The organism is Pseudomonas sp. SZ40, assembly GCF_052958135.1.
Genome location: NZ_JBQWIF010000002.1, coordinates 306,767 through 325,926, shown reverse-complemented (window position 1 = coordinate 325,926; position 19,160 = coordinate 306,767). Strand labels below are relative to the sequence as shown.

General features: G+C 59.4%; 17 protein-coding genes. 11 read left to right on the top strand and 6 right to left on the bottom strand.

Annotated features, from left to right (window positions below; all coding sequences use genetic code 11):
* Positions 1–149 precede the first annotated feature (149 nt).
* The 4 genes from ACT9T4_RS03430 to trxA all read right to left on the bottom strand — a co-directional run bounded on the left by ACT9T4_RS03430 (position 150) and on the right by trxA (position 4,526).
* On the bottom strand, positions 150–1,115 hold the full coding sequence (locus ACT9T4_RS03430) for a CDP-6-deoxy-delta-3,4-glucoseen reductase (protein WP_179539735.1): 966 nt from the start codon (positions 1,113–1,115) through the stop codon (positions 150–152).
* Positions 1,115–2,581 carry a 4-hydroxy-3-polyprenylbenzoate decarboxylase gene (gene ubiD / locus ACT9T4_RS03425; RefSeq protein ID WP_179539734.1) on the bottom strand — a complete coding sequence of 489 codons (1,467 nt, stop codon included), beginning with the start codon at positions 2,579–2,581 and terminating at the stop codon, positions 1,115–1,117. The genes ACT9T4_RS03430 and ubiD overlap by 1 nt, the downstream gene beginning before the upstream one ends.
* Positions 2,582–2,699: 118 nt before the next feature.
* Positions 2,700–3,959 (bottom strand): transcription termination factor Rho, encoded by a 1,260-nt coding sequence (gene rho, locus ACT9T4_RS03420; protein WP_042552300.1) that lies wholly within the window; start codon positions 3,957–3,959, stop codon positions 2,700–2,702.
* 240 nt (positions 3,960–4,199) lie between these two features.
* Positions 4,200–4,526, bottom strand: a complete 327-nt coding sequence (gene trxA, locus ACT9T4_RS03415; RefSeq protein ID WP_042552299.1) for a thioredoxin TrxA — start codon at positions 4,524–4,526, stop codon at positions 4,200–4,202.
* A gap of 266 nt (positions 4,527–4,792) precedes the next feature.
* Between trxA and ppx the strand changes: the two genes are divergently transcribed.
* The 11 genes from ppx to ACT9T4_RS03360 all read left to right on the top strand — a co-directional run bounded on the left by ppx (position 4,793) and on the right by ACT9T4_RS03360 (position 18,266).
* The gene (gene ppx, locus ACT9T4_RS03410) at positions 4,793–6,298 is read left to right on the top strand and encodes an exopolyphosphatase (protein ID WP_042552298.1); all 1,506 of its coding nucleotides are present in this window, start codon (positions 4,793–4,795) and stop codon (positions 6,296–6,298) included.
* Between the two features lie 208 nt (positions 6,299–6,506).
* Complete coding sequence (locus ACT9T4_RS03405; RefSeq protein ID WP_042552297.1) at positions 6,507–8,249, top strand: potassium/proton antiporter; 1,743 nt, start codon at positions 6,507–6,509, stop codon at positions 8,247–8,249.
* A gap of 147 nt (positions 8,250–8,396) precedes the next feature.
* Positions 8,397–11,735: a mechanosensitive channel MscK gene (mscK, locus tag ACT9T4_RS03400; RefSeq protein WP_042552337.1), complete on the top strand. Its 3,339-nt coding sequence runs from the start codon at positions 8,397–8,399 to the stop codon at positions 11,733–11,735.
* A complete protein-coding gene (gene selO, locus ACT9T4_RS03395) occupies positions 11,732–13,195 on the top strand; it encodes a protein adenylyltransferase SelO (RefSeq protein ID WP_499115504.1) in 1,464 nt (487 codons plus the stop codon). The genes mscK and selO overlap by 4 nt, the downstream gene beginning before the upstream one ends.
* Before the next feature lie 10 nt (positions 13,196–13,205).
* Positions 13,206–13,715 carry a CbrC family protein gene (locus ACT9T4_RS03390; RefSeq protein WP_042552295.1) on the top strand — a complete coding sequence of 170 codons (510 nt, stop codon included), beginning with the start codon at positions 13,206–13,208 and terminating at the stop codon, positions 13,713–13,715.
* An 893-nt stretch (positions 13,716–14,608) separates the two neighbouring features.
* Positions 14,609–14,965 (top strand): hypothetical protein, encoded by a 357-nt coding sequence (locus tag ACT9T4_RS03385; RefSeq protein ID WP_179539731.1) that lies wholly within the window; start codon positions 14,609–14,611, stop codon positions 14,963–14,965.
* 72 nt (positions 14,966–15,037) lie between these two features.
* Positions 15,038–15,427, top strand: coding sequence for a hypothetical protein (locus ACT9T4_RS03380; protein WP_499115501.1), 390 nt, complete (start codon positions 15,038–15,040; stop codon positions 15,425–15,427).
* Positions 15,428–15,533: 106 nt separating this feature from the next.
* A complete protein-coding gene (rpsU, locus tag ACT9T4_RS03375; protein WP_499115499.1) occupies positions 15,534–15,788 on the top strand; it encodes a 30S ribosomal protein S21 in 255 nt (84 codons plus the stop codon).
* Positions 15,789–16,676: 888 nt separating this feature from the next.
* Complete coding sequence (locus ACT9T4_RS03370; protein WP_179539728.1) at positions 16,677–16,964, top strand: barstar family protein; 288 nt, start codon at positions 16,677–16,679, stop codon at positions 16,962–16,964.
* Positions 16,965–17,040: 76 nt separating this feature from the next.
* Positions 17,041–17,505, top strand: coding sequence for a hypothetical protein (locus ACT9T4_RS03365; RefSeq protein WP_499115496.1), 465 nt, complete (start codon positions 17,041–17,043; stop codon positions 17,503–17,505).
* 296 nt (positions 17,506–17,801) lie between these two features.
* Positions 17,802–18,266, top strand: coding sequence for a hypothetical protein (locus ACT9T4_RS03360; RefSeq protein WP_179539726.1), 465 nt, complete (start codon positions 17,802–17,804; stop codon positions 18,264–18,266).
* Between the two features lie 167 nt (positions 18,267–18,433).
* Here ACT9T4_RS03360 and ACT9T4_RS03355 read toward each other — a convergent pair whose 3' ends face one another.
* Complete coding sequence (locus tag ACT9T4_RS03355; RefSeq protein WP_042552293.1) at positions 18,434–18,751, bottom strand: CcdB family protein; 318 nt, start codon at positions 18,749–18,751, stop codon at positions 18,434–18,436.
* Positions 18,751–18,996 carry a type II toxin-antitoxin system CcdA family antitoxin gene (locus tag ACT9T4_RS03350; RefSeq protein ID WP_042552292.1) on the bottom strand — a complete coding sequence of 82 codons (246 nt, stop codon included), beginning with the start codon at positions 18,994–18,996 and terminating at the stop codon, positions 18,751–18,753. Before ACT9T4_RS03350 ends, ACT9T4_RS03355 begins: the two co-directional genes overlap by 1 nt.
* Positions 18,997–19,160 lie beyond the last annotated feature (164 nt).

Sequence of the window (19,160 nt, the reverse complement as noted above, 5' to 3'; positions counted from 1 at the left end):
GCCCTACCCGGCCTACGAGGCCTGACCGCAGCCGCCACCGAGCGCAGCGATGTGCGGGGAGCGTTCTTCGAGCCTGTTTCCATGCCGCGAAGAAAGTCGCTCCCTGGGTTTCGCTGCGCTCTACGCCCGGCTACCCGGCAAGCGCAAGATTAGCGTGGGGCGTAGGCGAATACGTCGGCGCGCATCTGGTGGGCGTCCATGCCCGCTTCTACCAGCGCATCCAGCGTGGCATAGACCATGTTCGGCGAGCCGCTGGCATAGACATGCAATGCGCCAAGGTCGTCGAAATCCTCGCGTATCGCTTCGTGCAGCAGGCCGCAACGCCCAGCCCAGCCACACTGATCGCTGACCACCTGGTGCAAGAACAGATTGGGCAGTGCCTGCCATTCTTCCCAGTGCGGCAAGCTGTAGAAATCCTCCGGCCGCCGCGCGCCCCAGTAAAGGTGCACCGGGTGCTCGAAGCCGCGCGAGCGGCACTCCTCGATGAGGCTGTGCATCTGTGCCATGCCGGTGCCTGCGGCGATCAGCACCAGCGGCCCGTCCGGCAATTCAGCCAGGTGGGCGTCGCCGAACGGCAATTGCACCCGTGCCACACCCTGCTCGCGCAGTTGCTGCAAGAGGTTCAGGGCACTCGCTTCGCGGCCCAGGATATGCAGCTCCAGATCACGACCTTCCTGAGGCGCCGACGCCAGGGAAAAGGCCGATTTCTCGCCGTCCTGACGCTCGATCAGCAGGTACTGGCCGGCGTGGTAGCGCGGCGGCTTGCCGGCCGGTGCTCGCAGGCGCACGCGCCAGACGTCGCCGCCCGCGTCGATGCATGCCAGCACCTGGCAGCCCAGGCTGCGCACCGCGAGCTCACCAGGCGCGAGCACGCCATCCCAGTGCAGCACGCAGTCTTCCAGGGGTTCGGCGATACAGGTGTACAACTCGCCGTGATCGAGCTCGGCGCCGTCCTGACGCACGCGCCCTTCCACCAGCAGCGCCACGCAGACATGGCAATTACCATTGCGACAGCTTTGCGGACAGGTGTAGCCGAGGCGTCGAGCGGCGTCGAGGATGCGTTCGCCGGCGTCGACATCGAGCACCGCGCCGGAGGGTTGCAGGGTGACCTTCATCAATCGATTCCCAACTGGCTCCAGATTTCATCGACCCGGCGCGTGACCGCCTCGTCCTTGACGATCGCCCGCCCCCACTCGCGATTGGTCTCGCCCGGCCACTTGTGGGTGGCATCGAGGCCCATCTTCGAACCCAGGCCGGAAATCGGCGAAGCGAAATCCAGGTAATCGATCGGCGTGTTCTCGATCATCACCGTGTCGCGCTTGGGGTCCATGCGCGTGGTAATGGCCCAGATCACGTCGTTCCAGTCCCGGGCGTTGATGTCGTCGTCGGTGACGATAACGAACTTGGTGTACATGAACTGTCGCAGGAACGACCACACACCGAGCATCACGCGCTTGGCATGGCCGGGGTACTGCTTCTTCATGGTCACCACAGCCATGCGGTAGGAACAGCCTTCTGGCGGCAGATAGAAGTCAGTGATCTCGGGAAACTGCTTCTGCAGAATCGGCACGAACACTTCGTTCAGCGCCACGCCGAGAATCGCCGGCTCATCCGGCGGCCGGCCGGTGTAAGTCGAGTGGTAGATCGGATCACGACGGCGGGTGATGCGCTCGATGGTGAACACCGGGAAGGTGTCGACCTCGTTGTAGTAGCCGGTGTGATCGCCGTAAGGCCCCTCTGGCGCGGTCTCGCCCGGATGGATAACGCCTTCGAGGACGATTTCGGCACTGGCCGGCACCTGCAAATCATTGCCGATGGCCTTGACCAGCTCGGTGCGATGGCCACGCAGCAGACCTGCGAAGGCGTATTCGGACAGGGTATCGGGCACGGGTGTCACGGCGCCGAGAATGGTCGCCGGGTCAGCCCCCAGGGCCACGCACACCGGATAGGGCTTGCCCGGATGCTTCTCGCACCACTCGCGGTAGTCCAAGGCACCACCCCGATGGCTGAGCCAGCGCATGATCACCTTGTTGCGGCCAATGACCTGCTGGCGGTAGATACCGAGGTTCTGGCGCTCCTTGTTCGGCCCCTTGGTGATCGTCAGCCCCCAGGTGATCAGCGGCGCCACGTCACCCGGCCAGCAATGCTGGATCGGCAGCTTGGAAAGGTCGACGTCGTCGCCTTCTTCGATCACCTCGTGGCAGGGCGCATCCTTGAGCACCTTGGGCGCCATGCTGATGACCTTCTTGAAGATCGGCAGCTTGCTCCAGGCATCCTTGAGCCCCTTCGGCGGCTCGGGTTCCTTGAGGAACGCCAGCAGCTTGCCGATCTCGCGCAGCTCCGACACCTCTTCCGCGCCCATCCCCAGCGCCACGCGCTTCGGCGTGCCAAACAGGTTGCCGAGTACCGGCACGTTATGGCCAGTGGGGTTCTCGAACAGCAATGCCGGGCCGCCCTTGCGCAGGGTACGGTCACAAATCTCGGTCATTTCCAGGATTGGCGACACCGGCGCCTGAATGCGCTTGAGCTCGCCGCGCTGTTCCAGGCCGCGGATAAAGTCGCGCAGGTCGCGATACTGCATGCTGGAGCCTCTCGATTCGGGGCGCAAAGTTTAGCGCCGAAGTCGGTATTGCAGAAGAATAGCGATACTACAGACAGACGAAAGCCGGGTTTCCCCGGCTTTGTCATGCCACCAGACGTTACTTGCGCTTCATGGACATGAAGAACTCGTCGTTGGTTTTGGTGGCCTTGAGCTTGTCGATCAGGAACTCGATGGCGGCGATCTCGTCCATCGGGTGCAGCAGCTTGCGCAGAATCCACATGCGCTGCAGCTCGTCTTCGGCGGTCAGCAACTCTTCGCGACGGGTACCGGCGCGGTTGATGTTGATGGCCGGGAACACACGCTTCTCGGCGATACGACGGTCCAGGGGCAGTTCCATGTTGCCGGTACCCTTGAATTCCTCGTAGATCACTTCGTCCATCTTCGAGCCGGTCTCGACCAGCGCGGTAGCGATGATGGTCAGCGAACCGCCTTCCTCGATGTTACGCGCGGCACCGAAGAAGCGCTTCGGCTTCTCGAGAGCGTGGGCGTCGACACCACCGGTCAGCACCTTGCCGGAGCTCGGGATCACGGTGTTGTAGGCACGTGCCAGACGGGTGATGGAGTCGAGCAGGATGACCACATCCTTCTTGTGCTCGACCAGGCGCTTGGCCTTCTCGATCACCATCTCGGCGACCTGGACGTGGCGGGTCGGCGGCTCGTCGAAGGTCGACGCAACCACTTCACCACGCACGGTGCGCTGCATTTCGGTCACTTCTTCCGGGCGCTCGTCGATCAGCAGAACGATCAGGTGGCACTCGGGATTGTTACGCGCAATGTTCGCGGCGATGTTCTGCAGCATGATGGTCTTACCGGCTTTCGGCGGTGCGACGATCAAGCCACGCTGGCCCTTGCCAATCGGCGCGCAGAGGTCGATCACACGGCCGGTGATGTCCTCGGTGGAGCCGTTGCCGGCTTCCATGGTCAGGCGCTTGTTGGGGAACAGCGGGGTCAGGTTTTCGAACAGAATCTTGTTTTTCGCGTTCTCGGGACGATCGAAGTTGATCGTGTCGACCTTGAGCAGAGCGAAATAACGCTCGCCTTCCTTCGGAGGGCGGATCTTGCCAACGATGGTGTCACCGGTGCGCAAGTTGAAGCGACGGATCTGGCTCGGCGAGACGTAGATATCGTCTGGGCCGGCGAGATAGGAAGCGTCTGCAGAGCGGAGGAAACCGAAGCCGTCCTGGAGAATCTCCAGCACGCCATCACCGGAGATTTCCTCGCCGCTTTTCGCGTGCTTTTTCAGCAGGGAGAAAATCACGTCCTGCTTGCGCGAACGGGCCATATTTTCTATGCCCATCTGTTCGGCCAATTCGAGCAGTTCGGTAATCGGCTTTTGCTTGAGTTCAGTCAGATTCATATAGGAATGACGTAATCGTATAAGGAGGGGATGGTAAGCATTGAGCTTGAGAGGCCGCAGCGCAGATAGGCGACAGGCGCCCGCTTTATTGTCGAATGTTCGATTAGGAATGCGTCGGCAGCGGCGTGCAGGGGGTCACTTAGGAAAAGCAACGGACCCGAATGTAACATCGGCTTTACGAATGCGTCTAGCCTTTAGCCAGAAAAAAGCCCCGTTGTCTACGGGGCTTTTCGGACGAGCTTACAGGTTGGCGTCGATGAAAGCCGCCAGCTGCGACTTCGACAGGGCGCCGACCTTGGTAGCTTCGACACTGCCGTTCTTGAACAGCATCAGAGTCGGGATGCCACGCACGCCGTACTTCGGCGGGGTGTCCTGGTTTTCGTCGATGTTCAGTTTGCAGATCTTCAGCTTGCCCTGGTATTCCTTGGAAATCTCGTCCAGAACCGGTGCAATCATCTTGCACGGGCCGCACCACTCAGCCCAGTAATCGACCAGTACCGGGCCTTCTGCCTGGATGACGTCCTGGTCAAAGCTGGCATCGCTGACGTTGGTGATGAATTCACTCATGGGAAGTCTCCGTGTTCGCAGGCTATAACGATAAAAGTGGCGCCCATCATAGCCCGGCTGGTCTGACACAGGAAGGCGCCTGCCATTGAGCGTAACTATATCGGCTATCGATGCCGGCGATAGGCCGCGCGCCCTGCAGACGGCGCCGTGCCCTTCAGCAAGGCGGTCAACAGGCCTGAATCGGCATACCTGCAACGGCAGTATGCGTTGGCGCGAGCGTTCTATCGTGTCACGATGACGGGGTTCTGCCTCGAGATTGACTGATCATGCCGCACTCCCATGCCGAGTCCTTTCCCCTGGTCGCCGCCATCGACCTGGGCTCCAACAGCTTCCACATGGTATTGGCCAAGGCCGATCATGGCGAAATACGCATTCTCGAACGGCTCGGCGACAAGGTGCAGTTGGCAGCGGGTATCGACGAACATCGCCAGCTCAGCGAGGAAGCCATGCAACGCGGCCTCGACTGCCTGAGTCGTTTCGCCCAGCTGACCAACAGCCTGCCCCAGGGCGCGGTGCGCATCGTCGGCACCAACGCCCTGCGTGAAGCCCGCAACCGCGCCGAGTTCATTCGCCGCGCGGAAGCCCTGCTGGGCCACCAGGTGGAAGTCATTTCCGGGCGTGAAGAGGCCCGGTTGATCTACCTCGGCGTGTCGCACAGCATTGCCGACACGCCCGGCAAGCGTCTGGTCGCCGACATCGGCGGCGGCAGTACCGAATTCATCATCGGCCAACGCTTCGAACCGCTGCTGCGCGAAAGCCTGCAGATGGGCTGCGTGAGCTATACGCAGCGCTATTTCAAGGACGGCAAGATCACCCCTGCCCGTTATGCCCAGGCATACACCGCGGCACGCCTTGAGATAATGGGTATCGAACACGGCCTGACCCGCCTTGGCTGGCAGGATGCGGTTGGCGCTTCGGGCACCATCAAGGCCATCGGCCTGGCTATCCAGTCCGCGGGGCTGAGCAGCAACGGTGAGGTGACCGCCGAGGGCCTGGCCTGGCTCAAGCGCAAGGTCTTCAAGTGCGGCGATGTCGAACGTCTCGATCTGGACGGCCTCAAGCCGGATCGTCGGCCCATTTTCCCCGCCGGGCTGGCGATTCTCGAAGCGATCTTCGATGCCTGCGAGCTGAACCGCATGAGCCACTCCGAAGGCGCCCTGCGCGAAGGCGTGCTGTATGACCTGCTCGGCCGCCACCAGCATGAGGACGTCCGCGAGCGCACGCTGTCGGCGTTCATGGAGCGCTATCACGTCGATCAGGAGCAGGCCGCCCGCGTCGAAGCCAAGGCGCTGTCTGCCCTGGACAAGGTGGCGAAGGATTGGGAGCTGACCGACGACTGGCATCGCGAGTTGCTCAGCTGGGCAGCCAAGGTCCATGAGGTCGGCCTGGATATCGCCCATTACCAGTACCACAAGCATGGCGCCTACCTGATCGAGCACTCGGACCTGTCCGGTTTCTCCCGCCAGGATCAGCAGATGCTCGCCCTGCTGGTGCGCGGCCACCGCCGCAACATTCCCAAGGACAAACTCACCGAGTTCGGTGAGGAAGGCGTGAAGCTGGTACGCCTCTGCGTGCTGCTGCGCTTCGCCATCCTGTTCCACCACATCCGTGGCAGCCAGAACATGCCGACCGTGCGCCTGAAAGCCGGGCCCACCAGCCTGGCGATTCAGTTCCCCGATGGCTGGCTGGCCGCCAATCCGCTGACCCAAGCTGACTTCGAAAGCGAAGCCGACTGGCTCAAGCGCATCGACATCACCCTCACCGTTCGCTGAACCGGCAAGCACGGCACTGCACCAGTGCCGCTGCAACGCCCCTGTCTGCACGCCGTCGCGCTCGACGGCCGATACGCCGCGCCGCACTTAACGCTGCGGTTTCACGCAGATAAATGCCATACACCATTGAGTTGTAACTATTTTTGACAGCGGCGCCAACGCGCAGGCTAGAATCGGGCTCGCCTCATGACCCGGGAGTCACGCCGCCTTGGATGCCAGTACGATCAACAGCCTGCTTCTGGTCGGCGCCCTGATGGTGGGTGCGAGCATCATGGTCAGCTCGCTGTCCTCGCGTCTCGGCATCCCGATCCTGGTCATCATCCTCGCTGTCGGCATGGTGGCGGGTGTCGATGGTGGCGGCATCATCTTCAACAATTACCCGACCGCTTATCTGGTGGGCAACCTGGCCCTGGCCGTCATCCTGCTCGACGGCGGCGTGCGCACCCGTGTCGGCAGCTTCCGGGTGGCCTTGTGGCCAGCGTTGTCGCTGGCCACGGTCGGCGTGCTGATCACCACCGGGCTGACCGGCATGGCCGCCGCCTGGCTGTTCGACCTGAGCCTGATGCAGGGCCTGCTGATCGGCGCCATCGTCGGCTCCACGGACGCCGCGGCGGTGTTCTCGCTGCTCGGTGGCAAGGGCCTCAACGAGCGGGTCAGCGCGACCCTGGAAATCGAATCCGGCAGCAACGATCCGATGGCGGTGTTCCTCACCGTGACGTTGATCGACATGCTCGCCAAGGGCCAGGGCGAATTCCACCTGAGTTTCCTCGGCCATCTGCTGCAGGAGTTCGGCATCGGTGCGGTGCTCGGCCTGGGCGGCGGCTGGCTGCTGCTGAAAATAATCAATCGCCTGGAGTTGGCCCACGGCCTGTATCCGCTGCTGGTGGTCAGCGGCGGCCTGCTGGTCTTCGCACTGACCAACACCCTGCATGGCAGCGGTTTTCTGGCCGTGTACCTGTGCGGCCTGGTACTGGGCAACCGACCGATTCGTTCTCGCCACGGCATCCTGCACATGCTCGATGGCATGGCCTGGCTGGCACAGATCGGCATGTTCCTGGTGCTCGGGCTGCTGGTCACCCCGCACGATCTGCTGCCCATCGCCCTGCCCGCTCTGGGCCTGGCGCTGTGGATGATTCTGTTCGCGCGGCCACTGTCGGTAATGGTCGGCCTGATTCCGTTCCGTGCCTTCCATAGCAAGGAGAAGGTGTTCATCGCCTGGGTCGGCCTGCGCGGTGCGGTGCCGATCATTCTCGCCGTATTCCCGATGATGGCCGGTTTGCCCAACGCGCAGCTGTATTTCAACCTGGCATTCTTCATCGTGCTGGTCTCGCTGCTGCTGCAGGGCGCCAGCCTGCCGTGGGTGGCCAAGCTGTTGAAGGTCACGGTGCCGCCGGATCCGGCACCGATTTCCCGTGCGGGCCTGGAAGTGCACCCGACCAGCCAGTGGGAGCTGTTCGTCTACCGCCTGGGCGCCGAGAAGTGGTGCATCGGTGCGCACCTGCGCGACCTGAAGATGCCAGAAGAAACCCGCGTCGCCGCTCTGTTCCGCAACCACCAGTTGCTGCATCCCTCCGGCAGTACCGTGCTGGAAGCCGGCGACATGCTCTGCGTGATCGGCCATGAACACGACCTGCCGGCCCTCGGCAAACTGTTCAGCCAGGCGCCGCAGCGCGGCCTGGACCTGCGCTTCTTCGGTGATTTCGTCCTCGAAGGCGATGCCCAGCTAGGCGCGATCGCGGCACTCTACGGCTTGTCTACCGAGGGCCTGGACAACTCGCTGCAGCTGGGCCGCTTCATCGCCCAGCAAGTCGGTGGCGGCTCGGTGGTAGGCGATCAGGTCGAATGGCAGGGCCTGACCTGGACGGTCGCGGAGATGGACGGGAACAAGATCCGCAAGGTCGGCGTCAGATTCCCCGAAGGCGCCCGCCCGGGACCCGGTCTGTCGTTCTGAAACCGCCAGGATCTCGCCCGCCACAGCCCCGCCCGAACACGACAGGGCCGGCGCGCAGCAGATCGTGAACCGGTTCTGACAGATCGCCGCGCGGGACTCTCCACCAGTCTGTAGACTCAGCAGGACTCCACCCCCGCGATCATGGCCATGCTCTCATTCCGTCGTTTCCTTGCCGTTTCCCTGCTGGGCCTGTGCCTGGCCCAATCGCCCGTCTGGGCCGATGCCAACCCCACCAGCGCCGACGTGCAGCGCAGTCTGGATACCCTCGCCGACCGCAAATTGGTGGAGCCGGAACAGTCGCTGGTGCGCCAGACGCTGGAAAAGACCCTGGCGTCGCTCAATGCCCAGACGGAAAGCCAGCAGAAGCTGGTCGCCCTGGACAAGCAACTGGCGCAAGCGCCCCGCCAGACCCAGGACGCTCACCGTGAACTGGAAAAGCTCAAGGCAACCAAAGTGGTGCCCGTGGCCCAGCGCTACGCTGCCAGCAGCGTTGCCCAGCTGGAGCAGATCCTCAGCCAGCGCAGCGCACAGTTGAGTGATTGGCAGAAGCAGATCAACGATGCCAATACCCTGATCATCACCGCCCAGACACGCCCGGAGCGGGCTCAGGCGGAGATCAGCAGCAACCAGACGCGTACCCAGCAGATCAACACCCTGCTGAAGAATGGTCGCGAAGACGGCAAGCCGCTGACCAGCGAGCGCAGCAATCAGCTCAAGGCCGAACTGGCTCAGCTTGCCGCACAGACCCAATTGCGTCGTCAGGAAATGGCCGGCAACAGCGTGCTGCAGGATCTGGGCAGCGCTCAACGCGACCTCCTCGACGAGCAGATCAAGCGCCTCGACGTCGAACTGCAGGATCTGCAGACGCTGATCAACGAAAAGCGTCGCGACCAGTCCGAACGCACCGTTGCCGAGCAGTCCATGGAGGCCCAGAAGGTGGGCGGCTCCGACACCCTGCTGTCGCGGGAAAGCGCGCTCAACGTGAAACTCTCCGACTACCTGCTGCGTGGCACCGACCGGCTCAACGAGCTGACCCAGCTCAACCTGCGCACCCAGCAACAGCTCGACACCCTGAACCAGACCGATCAGGCCCTCGACGAGCAGATCAGCGTGCTGCAGGGCAGCCTGCTGCTGTCGAAGATTCTCTACAAACAGAAACAGGCGCTGCCCAAGCTCAAGCTCGACTCCGGATTGGCCGACGAAATCGCCGATATCCGTCTCTATCAGTTCGAACTCAACCAGCAACGCGAGCAGATTTCCAATCCCGGTGCTTACGTGGACAAACAGCTGGCGACCCAGCCGCCGGAAAGCGTGACACCGGAGCTGCGCGCCTCCCTGCTGGATCTGATCGACACCCGCCGCGTTCTGCATGACCGCCTGAACCGCGAACTCAATGCACTGCTCAACGAGTCGATCACCCTGCAGCTCAACCAGAAACAACTGCAGGATACCGCTACGTCGCTGCGCGCCACCCTCGACGAGCAGATGTTCTGGATCCCCAGCAACAACCCGCTCAACCTCGACTGGTTCAAGAACGTCCCCACCCAATTGCAACGGCAGATCGCCGACCTGCCCTGGCTCGACAACCTGAGCCAGCTCGGTGCCGGCCTGATCGAACGGCCGCTGCTGTTCCTGCCGCTGCTGCTGGTGATGGGCCTGCTGCTGTACAAGCGCCGCTACCTGAGCCAGAAACTCACCGATCTGCACAAGGATATCGGTCACTTCAGGCGTGACAGCCAGTTGCATACGCCAGTGGCGATTTTCCTCAACGTGCTACTGGCGTTGCCCGGCACACTGTTCCTGGCGCTGTGCGGCTTCGCCCTGCAGATGGATGCCCGCGGGCTCAACGTCAACCTCGGTTCGGCGTTCCTGGGCATGGCCCAGGCGTGGCTGGTGTTCTACACCGTGTACCGCATTTTCACCCCGGGTGGCGTAGCCGAACTGCACTTCCACTGGGCGCGCTCCCACGTCGCCTACCTGCACCGGCAGATCCGCTGGCTGGGCGTGGTGGTCATGGCGCTGGTGGCGGTGGTCACCGTGGCCGAACACCAGCCCTCGAGCCTGTCCGATGACGTCATCGGCATCGCCGTGGTGCTGACCTGCTATGGCCTGATGATCTGGCTGCTGCAAAAACTGCTGTTGCGCGGCCCGGCCCGGGAGAACGCCTCGTCCTTCCGCATGTTCATCGGCGTGCTGTTCAGCATGCTGCCGCTGGGCCTGTTCCTGGCGGTGTGCTTCGGCTACTACTACACCGCTCTGAAGCTCAGCGACCGGCTGATCGACACGCTGTACCTGCTGCTCATCTGGCTGATCGTGGAGGCGGTATTCGTTCGCGGCCTGTCCGTCGCCGCCAGACGCCTGGCCTACCAGCGCGCCACGGCCAAGCGTGAAGCACAGACCACCGAGGACAGCGAAGGTACGGAAATCCAGCTGGAGGCACCGACTCTGGACATCGAGCAGGTCAACCAGCAGTCCATGCGACTGATCCGCCTGACCCTGCTCGGCACCTTCATCGCGGCGATGTACTGGGTCTGGGCCGATCTGATCTCGGTGTTCGCCTACCTCGACAACATCACCCTCTACGAATACAACAGCAGCACCGTGGTTGGCAGCGCCGCCTCGTTGATCCCGATCAGTCTGCTCGACGTCCTGTATGCACTGATCATCGCCGCCATCACCATGGCCTTGGGGCGCAACCTGCCTGGCTTGCTGGAAGTGCTGGTGCTGTCGCGCCTGCGCCTCGCCCAGGGCAGCGCCTATGCCACCACCACGCTGCTGTCCTACGTGATTTTCGGTACCGGCATCGTGGTCACCCTATCGACGCTGGGGGTGAGCTGGAACAAGCTGCAATGGCTGGTCGCCGCCTTGTCGGTGGGGATCGGTTTCGGCATGCAGGAGATCTTCGCCAACTTCATTTCCGGCCTGATCATCCTGTTCGAGCGCCCGGTGCGTATCGGCGACCTGGTGACCATCGGCGGCGTGACCGGCACGGTGAAGCGCATCCATATCCGCGCCACGCACATCATCGACAGCGATCGCAAGGAAGTGATCGTGCCGAACAAGACCTTCGTCACCAGCCAGTTGATCAACTGGACGCTGACCGACACGGTGACGCGCATCGTGCTGACCTTCGTGGTCAACCGCGGCGACGACCTGGAAAAGGTGCGCACCCTGCTGCTGCAGGCTGCCCAGGAAAACTCGCGGGTGATGCGCGACCCGGCGCCGACCGCTCAACTGAGCGTCTATGCACCGGGCGGCCTGACCCACGAGCTGAAGTTCTACGTCAAGGAACTGGGCGACCGTGGCGCCGCCACCGACGAGCTCAACCGGCGCATCGACCAACTCTTCGCCAGCAACAACATCAACCTCTCCGGCACACCGAAGATGGATATCGTGCTCAGCCGCGCCGCTGCGCCCCATGACACCCTCAAGCTCGACGACGAACAGTTGGCGAGCGTCGAGAAGAATGGCGAGGCCAAACCGTGAAAACCCTCGACACCCTGACCTTCGAAAACCGTTTCGCCGGGCTGGGTGACGCCTTTTCCACCCATGTGCTGCCAGAGCCCATCGCCGAGCCACGCCTGGTGGTGGTCAGCGAAAGCGCCATGGCGCTGCTCGACCTCGACCCGCAGGAAGCGCAGCGCGAGGTGTTCGCCGAACTGTTCTCCGGCAACCAGCTGTGGAGCGACGCCGAGCCGCGGGCCATGGTCTACTCCGGCCACCAGTTCGGCGGCTACAGCCCGCGCTTGGGCGACGGCCGCGGCCTGCTGCTGGGCGAAGTGCTCAACCACGCGGGCGAGCACTGGGATCTGCACCTCAAGGGCGCCGGCCTGACGCCCTACTCGCGCATGGGCGACGGCCGCGCCGTGCTGCGCAGCTCGATCCGCGAATTCCTCGCCAGCGAAGCCCTGCATGCACTCGGCATCCCCAGCTCGCGTGCGCTGTGCGTCACCGGTTCGAGCACGCCGGTGTGGCGCGAGAAGCAGGAAACCGCGGCCATGCTGGTGCGCCTGGCGCAGAGCCATATTCGCTTTGGCAGCTTCGAGTATTTCTATTACACCCGCCAGCACGACCAGCTCAGGCAACTCGCCGACCACGTGCTGGCCTGCCATTACCCGCAGTGCCTGGAGCAACCGCAGCCCTACGAAGCGCTGCTGCGTACCGTGCTGGAGCGCAACGCCGAGCTGATCGCCCGCTGGCAGGCTTATGGTTTCTGCCATGGCGTAATGAACACCGACAACATGTCGATTCTCGGCATCACCTTCGACTTCGGCCCCTACGCCTTCCTCGACGATTTCGATGCCCAGCACATCTGCAACCACTCCGACGACACCGGCCGCTACAGCTTCAGCAACCAAGTGCCCATCGCCCACTGGAACCTCTCGGCGCTGGCCCAGGCGCTGACGCCGTTGGTGGAAGTCGATACGTTGCGATCGATCCTCGACCTGTTCCTGCCGCTGTACCAGGCCCACTACAACGACCTGATGCGCAAGCGCCTGGGCTTCACCACGGCCGAGGACGGCGACGAAGAACTGATCCAGCGTCTGCTGACACTCATGCAAGCGGGCAAATCCACGGACTACCACCTGTTCTTCCGCCACCTCGGCGAGCAGGCACCAGCCGATGCACTGCAGGTGGTGCGCAACGACTTCGTCGACCTCCAGGGCTTCGACGCCTGGGGCGCTGACTACCTCGCCCGCAGCGACCGCGAAGGCAGCGATCAGGCCGCCCGCCAGGCGCGCATGCACGCCGTCAACCCGCTCTACGTGCTACGCAACTACCTCGCCCAGGAAGCCATCGTCGCCGCCGAACGGGGCGACTACGGCCCTGTTCGAGAACTGCACGAGGTGCTGAGCCGCCCCTTCGAGGAGCAAGCTGGCAAAGAACGCTACGCACAGCGCCCGCCGGATTGGGGCAAGCATCTGGAAATCAGCTGTTCGTCGTGAGGCCGCGCCAATGCTCTTTCCCTACTTTAGAGACCCCGACAACTTCGCCTATCGCCTCGCCGAGGCTGCGCCCTGCTCGCTGTGCAGTGCGCCTGGGCTGTGGTTCTCGGCCGGAGGCTTCTACGGCCGCGAGACGATCGACTGCATCTGCGACACCTGCCTGGCTTCCGGCAAACTCAAGGCACTGGGGATCGAAACCAATGACGCCATGGAAGGTTCGCAGGAAGAGATAGACATCATCGTCTACGCCACACCGGCACTACCGACCTGGCAAGACCGTGTCTGGCCACGGATCGACGGCCGTTTCTGCGTCTTCGAGCGCTTCGCTTCCCGGGAAGACTTCATCGACAAAGCTGAATTCATAGCATCCTTCGGCGACCGCTACCCAGGCTCCGACCTGGACTGGCTCTGGGAAATTCTCCCGGCGAAGCGCCTGACCCATCACCGCCAGGGCGGCGACGTGACTGTCTACCTGTTCACCAGCAACGGCACCAAGCACTGCACTTGGGACGCCAACTGACAGCTACGTAGGGCGTATTAGGCGAAGGCATAATCCGCCAGCATGCTGCACGTACCGCAACGTGCAACATATCGCTCGGCAAGCACTTGCCGTTTGCCGGGCAACCTCTTATCGTCAAAACCCTCTGCGGGTGGATACCCGCACGCGTAACCATTGCCAAAAGGAACTTGCAGTGCACTTCGCCTATCTTCGTACCTCCGTACCGACCCCGCCGGCTGCATCGCTGGGCAGAAATACTGCACAAGACACAAGTCGCGCGAATACGCGGGGCACTGCATATCCACATGCCAACTTATTGTTTTCTATAGAAATCCAGCCTGCATCGCAAATGAAGCAGCGACGTTATGCGGAATTCCGCCATAACGTATTAATGAAGAACTCCATCTAATCACTGTTAGCCGCCAAAGACCTTAAGATCCACAGCCAGAGAGCAATCATGTTTGCGGAGTTAAAAAGCAAGGAACTGCACCTTTACGGCAAGACAGCTGAGCTCAATACAGTCGCTAGATCAATTCATAAAGGCAGGCACGGCGCGTCAGCATCCTTTGATCTTTGCAGCTCAACCTGCTTGTTTTCCACGCTGCACACCAAGTGTCATGGCAAGCTCGCCACCATAGAAATTAAAGAATCGGAGATTTACATAACTTACTCAGAGTCCGTAAAAAACCACCTATACACCTACTTCTCAATGCCATCTGACACACAACCGGGCGCTCTGTTTTCCCTTACTCACTCAAGCCGAGACGATCCACCATTACTGGCAGACAACTCGCTTGAATTAATCATCCATGTTATTTCTAGCGAAACATGAGAGCTCGGCTAACAAATTGTTCAAGTCGCTCGCTCGGGACGGCGTTCCGCCGCCCCTTAACCAAACGTTAGAAGGCGTCAGCATGAAACTCAGGGCAGCAATCAGTGCATCGCCATATGACGCTGATTACGACATGGCATTAATGTACTGTTTTGATAGCGTGCAAAATTATTGTTTTTCCCTTACGCGCGCACCAAATTCAGATGAGATAGAAGTAATGGTTGTCGACCAAGTAAATCACAAAACTGATGACCTTACTCTTCAACTCCATCGCAATCATTTAAAGGCAATTATTAATTTCGCTCTTGCCAAGCTGCTTGATGGGCATGAAGAATACGTTATTGAATTCACTGCGAATGAGCAAGAGCATGAGAACCTTCAGCGTTCGCTCGAAAAAATATTTGAGGGCAAAAAAGGGCTTTCCATATGTACCTTCTAACAACTGGTTCAAGTCGTTCGCTTCGCTCACTGGGACGGGCTAAAGCCCGCTCCTTAACCAAACGTTAGGCTCATGGAAAAAGACTTGCTTCACCTCATAACCAAACGCGATGAAACTCAAATAAGCGATGAACAATGGGCTAGATCAGCAGAGCTTGCCCTAGCTAAGTCCGGGCTTCCCGAAGCTGAGTTCTGCCACGCCTATTCGCATCTCGTTGCCAGAGAGTTTGTTATGGGGGAGCTTTCATATGCCGAGGGTGATTTAGCTATGAACCGGCTATCTACACTATCTCGCAAACCTCTTTCTGGATTTTCATTAAAAATTTACTTGGCTTTTGATGCTGGTGAATACCAGCGCCCAAAAGACGCCACGACTATTATCCCGTGGTTGAATTACACAATACCTCTTATTATCGAGGCTCTAAAGTATCTAGAAAATCCGGCGAGCCATGAGCCTAACTAGTGGTTCAAATCGTTCGCTTCGCTCGCTGGGGCGGGCTAAAGCCCGCCCCTTAACCAAACGTTAGAAGCCAAAGAAGGACAGGTGTCAGTCCATAAAACGCAAAAAAATGCCAGTGACAGTAAAAATAGAGAACGACGAGTCAATTGATTTAGCGCTTAGGAAATTAAGCAAAAAAGTCAAAAGCGAAATGGATCGGCGCTGGTATAAGCGGCGCTTTGGTTACTATGAGAAGCCGTCCACACTTATGCGGAAGAGCAAGAAAATGAAGAAACTTACAATCCAATCCGGTGGTGCGTTATGGCTGAAAATTGGATTGAAAGAGCAGTTTTCAAAAAATGGTGGCTCGGCAGCCGGTCGTTAGTCGTGCAACTGGCTTCTAACAATTGGTTCAAAGCCGCTCGCTTCGCTCACTCGGGACGGGCTAAAGCCCGCCCCTTAACCAAACGTTAGGTCATAATGCAGCCTGTGTTCTTCGCTGATATATATTTACTTCCCGCCGACGTTGGCGGCAGACAGTGGCCGTTAGTCTCGGGCGAGTGGCGCACGGTACTTAGCATCAATAAGGAGCACTGGTCTGCTCGCCTCACCTTTGAGGGGCAGCCTGCACCAGGCGAAACCTTCTATGCGGTTGTGCAACTCTTGCTTCCTGAACAGGCCTTGTCATACTTTGCCGTAGGTGCCGAGTTCACTGTCTGGGAGGGCGGCACCAAGGGTACTGGGCGGGTTGTGTCGCGAGCAACCTAACTAGTGGTTCAAACCGCTCGCTACGCTCACTGGGACGGGCTAAAGCCCGCCCCTTAACCAAACGTTATGCATATGAATGAATACACCACCACAATGACGATGCTTGCACCTGAGCTGTTAATCCTTGCAGCTGGATTCTCTTTGTTTAGCATTGCATCGTTAATATTTTCAATAAGGCAGCGCTCAGCCATTGCCTTGTTATCATTCGTCTTTCTCACGCTCTGCGCCATTGCAAAACTCACAAAATTCTCAATAATTGCGTTCATCCCAATGCAATGCCCTAATGGTCGGTGTAACCTAACAGAATTCAACCAGCAAGTCCTAAATCTCTCGTCATTAATAGAGCCTTATTTGTTCCTAGCAGCAGCTATTTGCACAATCATTTACATCACAAAAACAAAGGCATAAACCGTGTGCAAATGCATAACAATTGGTTCAAACCGTTCGCTTCGCTCACTGGGACGGGCTAAAGCTCGCCCCTTAGCCAAACGTTAGGCAAAAACATATGTCCCGCGTACAGCTAGTAGAGATTGATCTCCGAGCTATCACTAGCGCAGAAGAACTGCACTCGTTGCTGATGGAGTCGCTGAATTTTCCGGGCTGGTATGGTGCTAACTGGGACGCTTTCTGGGACGCCATAACTGGCTTGGTTGAAATGCCCTACACAGTTAGGTTCTTTGGCTGGTCGCAGTTCTCTCAACGCCTACCTCGTGAGGCTGTGCTACTAAAAGAATGCCTTACTGAAATGCAGGGTGAATATCCGCAGCTCGCAAGCGAAGTGGTTTATGCCTAACAAGGCGCTCAAATCGCTCATTTCGTTCGCTGGGACGGCCTGCCGCCGCCCCTTAGCTTAATCGTTAGGCTCTGGAATGGATCACATCAGCGCATTAAAACATCAGGCGGGCTTTGCTAATTCCCCTTGCGCGTGGATAGCAATAAACGGAACCCCCATCGAGAAGTGGTGTGCCGAGACTTTCAATTATCCAGATGCCAATTCTTTGGGGCTGGCTCAAATCTGGCTACTAGACGAAGAAGAAGACAAGCTAGCTTGGTCACGTATAACACCAAGTGAGGATGAGTCCTCGACCGTTGTTCCAATATTAGTGTGTAGTGATGACATGGACTTTGACTGCATCGTCCTAGTGGTTGAACAGCTAATAATTAAAGACACCGTTCAATGGCTTCGCTGGGGTTTTAGCGCATCCAGTGGTCTGGAAGTAGGTATTTCGACAAAATGGCAAAGATCCACCAAGCCTCCTTTAGCGACCTTTGACCGTAACGAATTTGAAGACTGCCTGAGTAAATTTAAGCAGATAATGGCTGGCTCGCTGTGAACCGCCTAACAACTGGTTCAAGTCGCTCGCTCCGCTCACTTTGGAGGACGTGGCAAGTCAAATTACAAAACAGCCCGGCTATCTAAAGTTCGGCTATGGTTCATGGGCGCTACCACAAAGCGGACTGGCATGGTTAATCAATAAAGTATAAAAACTGGCTAAAATCGTTCGCTTCGCTCACTGGGACTGACTGAAGCCAATTGATAGGATCATAGCCTTTGATTGCGTATCCAAGAATCAATCACTCTGGCCCTACTGATTATTAACCGCCCAATAAAGCCCCATCAGGAGCCCTTATGCCCTCACACGCCCTCAAACTCTTCGCCGACTACCACCAGTTCTATCTGCAGGATGAAGTGGCCGAGGGTGATCTCTCCCAGTCTTGGGGCACTGAAGCCGTCGAACGGATGCTCGCGGTAGCCGATGGTGTGGTGGGCGTCGGCACGCTGCGCAATATGGAGGTTTCGGTGACGCTCGAATTCCTCGACGCGGAACCAACCGTCGAACCGGCGAGTTTCGATCATATTGCCGAGGCCTCGCTCGTGGTTCGCAGTGGCACGCTGGTGATCGCCGGTTGCACGGACTATTTCCCGGATGCAGCGCGCTTCGCTCTGGCGGCAGGGAACTATAGGGTGCGGCTGTCAATTTCCGGTTTCGACACGCTCTCCGAAGATGGCCTCGATGGAGAGGATCACTACCTTGTGCAGCTGTGGCAGGCGCCGTTGATCGAGCCGGTGGTACTCAAGCAGGGTGAGTTCTAGCTCCATCGTCCAGCAGGTACGAGTGTCCGAACGTGGTAAGACGGAAAATAACTCGTAGATGGATCGGGGCGCGTAGCCTAGCCAAAGGCGTAATCCGTCGTTTACCGCGAACCGTTTTGTCGAATTACGCCTGCGGCTAATACGCCCTACACCTCGGACAAGGTTGCTCAAATACCGGTAATGAGCAGATCAAGCGCCGCGATGATTTCATCACGCTGCGCCGCTAAATCCGCAATCTTGGCACCCAGCTGTTTTTTGGCAATACCGGCCATTTGCGGCGTCATCATCACGTAGTGCTCACCCTCGATTTCAAACCGCGGGGTGAGGGTTCTCAGCATTTTTCCCTGCATGGCGCGGGCTGTATACAGCGGCACGACAACCCGCGTACCGAGCTCCGCGAGCAGGTCGCTCTGTACATTGAGCAGCAAGGGCACGGCGGCCTTGGTGGCAGGATTAGTGTTTTCGTAAACGGCAAATTGCGTCATCAGAAGCTCCGCAATTCGTCACTGAACACGCCATTGGACTCGACATGCTCATTGTATGCAGTGATGGCCTGTCGGTTGTCTGCCAACCATTGCTCACGCTGCTTTTCCTTTAGCGCCTGGGCCAATGCCTTCTCCAGGGTGGCAGAGAGGTTGATGTCGAGAGCCTTGGCCTTGTTGAGCAGATCCTCGTTGACACGAAGGTTGGCGGCTCGTTTCGGAGCGTTCAGATCGTACGAAGACAGCATGAGAATTTCCTCGCCAAGTAATGCGCACAATTTATGCGCATAAAAGATCTTGGTAAAGCGGCTTTCCGACGCATTCAGCCAACAAGCCACCACTCAGCCGCCAACCCGGCCGCGCACAAGACTTCCTGGCGAAAACCCGGATAATGCCGGCCATTCGTTTTGCT

Excerpts from the sequence above, each read along its gene's own strand:
- ACT9T4_RS03430 (WP_179539735.1), bottom strand. The coding sequence starts at position 1,115 with ATGAAGGTCACCCTGCAACCCTCCGGCGCGGTGCTCGATGTCGACGCC.
- ubiD (WP_179539734.1), bottom strand. The coding sequence starts at position 2,581 with ATGCAGTATCGCGACCTGCGCGACTTTATCCGCGGCCTGGAACAGCGC.
- rho (WP_042552300.1), bottom strand. The coding sequence starts at position 3,959 with ATGAATCTGACTGAACTCAAGCAAAAGCCGATTACCGAACTGCTCGAA.
- trxA (WP_042552299.1), bottom strand. The coding sequence starts at position 4,526 with ATGAGTGAATTCATCACCAACGTCAGCGATGCCAGCTTTGACCAGGAC.
- ppx (WP_042552298.1), top strand. The coding sequence starts at position 4,793 with ATGCCGCACTCCCATGCCGAGTCCTTTCCCCTGGTCGCCGCCATCGAC.
- mscK (WP_042552337.1), top strand. The coding sequence starts at position 8,397 with ATGCTCTCATTCCGTCGTTTCCTTGCCGTTTCCCTGCTGGGCCTGTGC.
- ACT9T4_RS03390 (WP_042552295.1), top strand. The coding sequence starts at position 13,206 with ATGCTCTTTCCCTACTTTAGAGACCCCGACAACTTCGCCTATCGCCTC.
- ACT9T4_RS03385 (WP_179539731.1), top strand. The coding sequence starts at position 14,609 with ATGAAACTCAGGGCAGCAATCAGTGCATCGCCATATGACGCTGATTAC.
- ACT9T4_RS03380 (WP_499115501.1), top strand. The coding sequence starts at position 15,038 with ATGGAAAAAGACTTGCTTCACCTCATAACCAAACGCGATGAAACTCAA.
- rpsU (WP_499115499.1), top strand. The coding sequence starts at position 15,534 with ATGCCAGTGACAGTAAAAATAGAGAACGACGAGTCAATTGATTTAGCG.
- ACT9T4_RS03370 (WP_179539728.1), top strand. The coding sequence starts at position 16,677 with ATGTCCCGCGTACAGCTAGTAGAGATTGATCTCCGAGCTATCACTAGC.
- ACT9T4_RS03365 (WP_499115496.1), top strand. The coding sequence starts at position 17,041 with ATGGATCACATCAGCGCATTAAAACATCAGGCGGGCTTTGCTAATTCC.
- ACT9T4_RS03360 (WP_179539726.1), top strand. The coding sequence starts at position 17,802 with ATGCCCTCACACGCCCTCAAACTCTTCGCCGACTACCACCAGTTCTAT.
- ACT9T4_RS03355 (WP_042552293.1), bottom strand. The coding sequence starts at position 18,751 with ATGACGCAATTTGCCGTTTACGAAAACACTAATCCTGCCACCAAGGCC.
- ACT9T4_RS03350 (WP_042552292.1), bottom strand. The coding sequence starts at position 18,996 with ATGCTGTCTTCGTACGATCTGAACGCTCCGAAACGAGCCGCCAACCTT.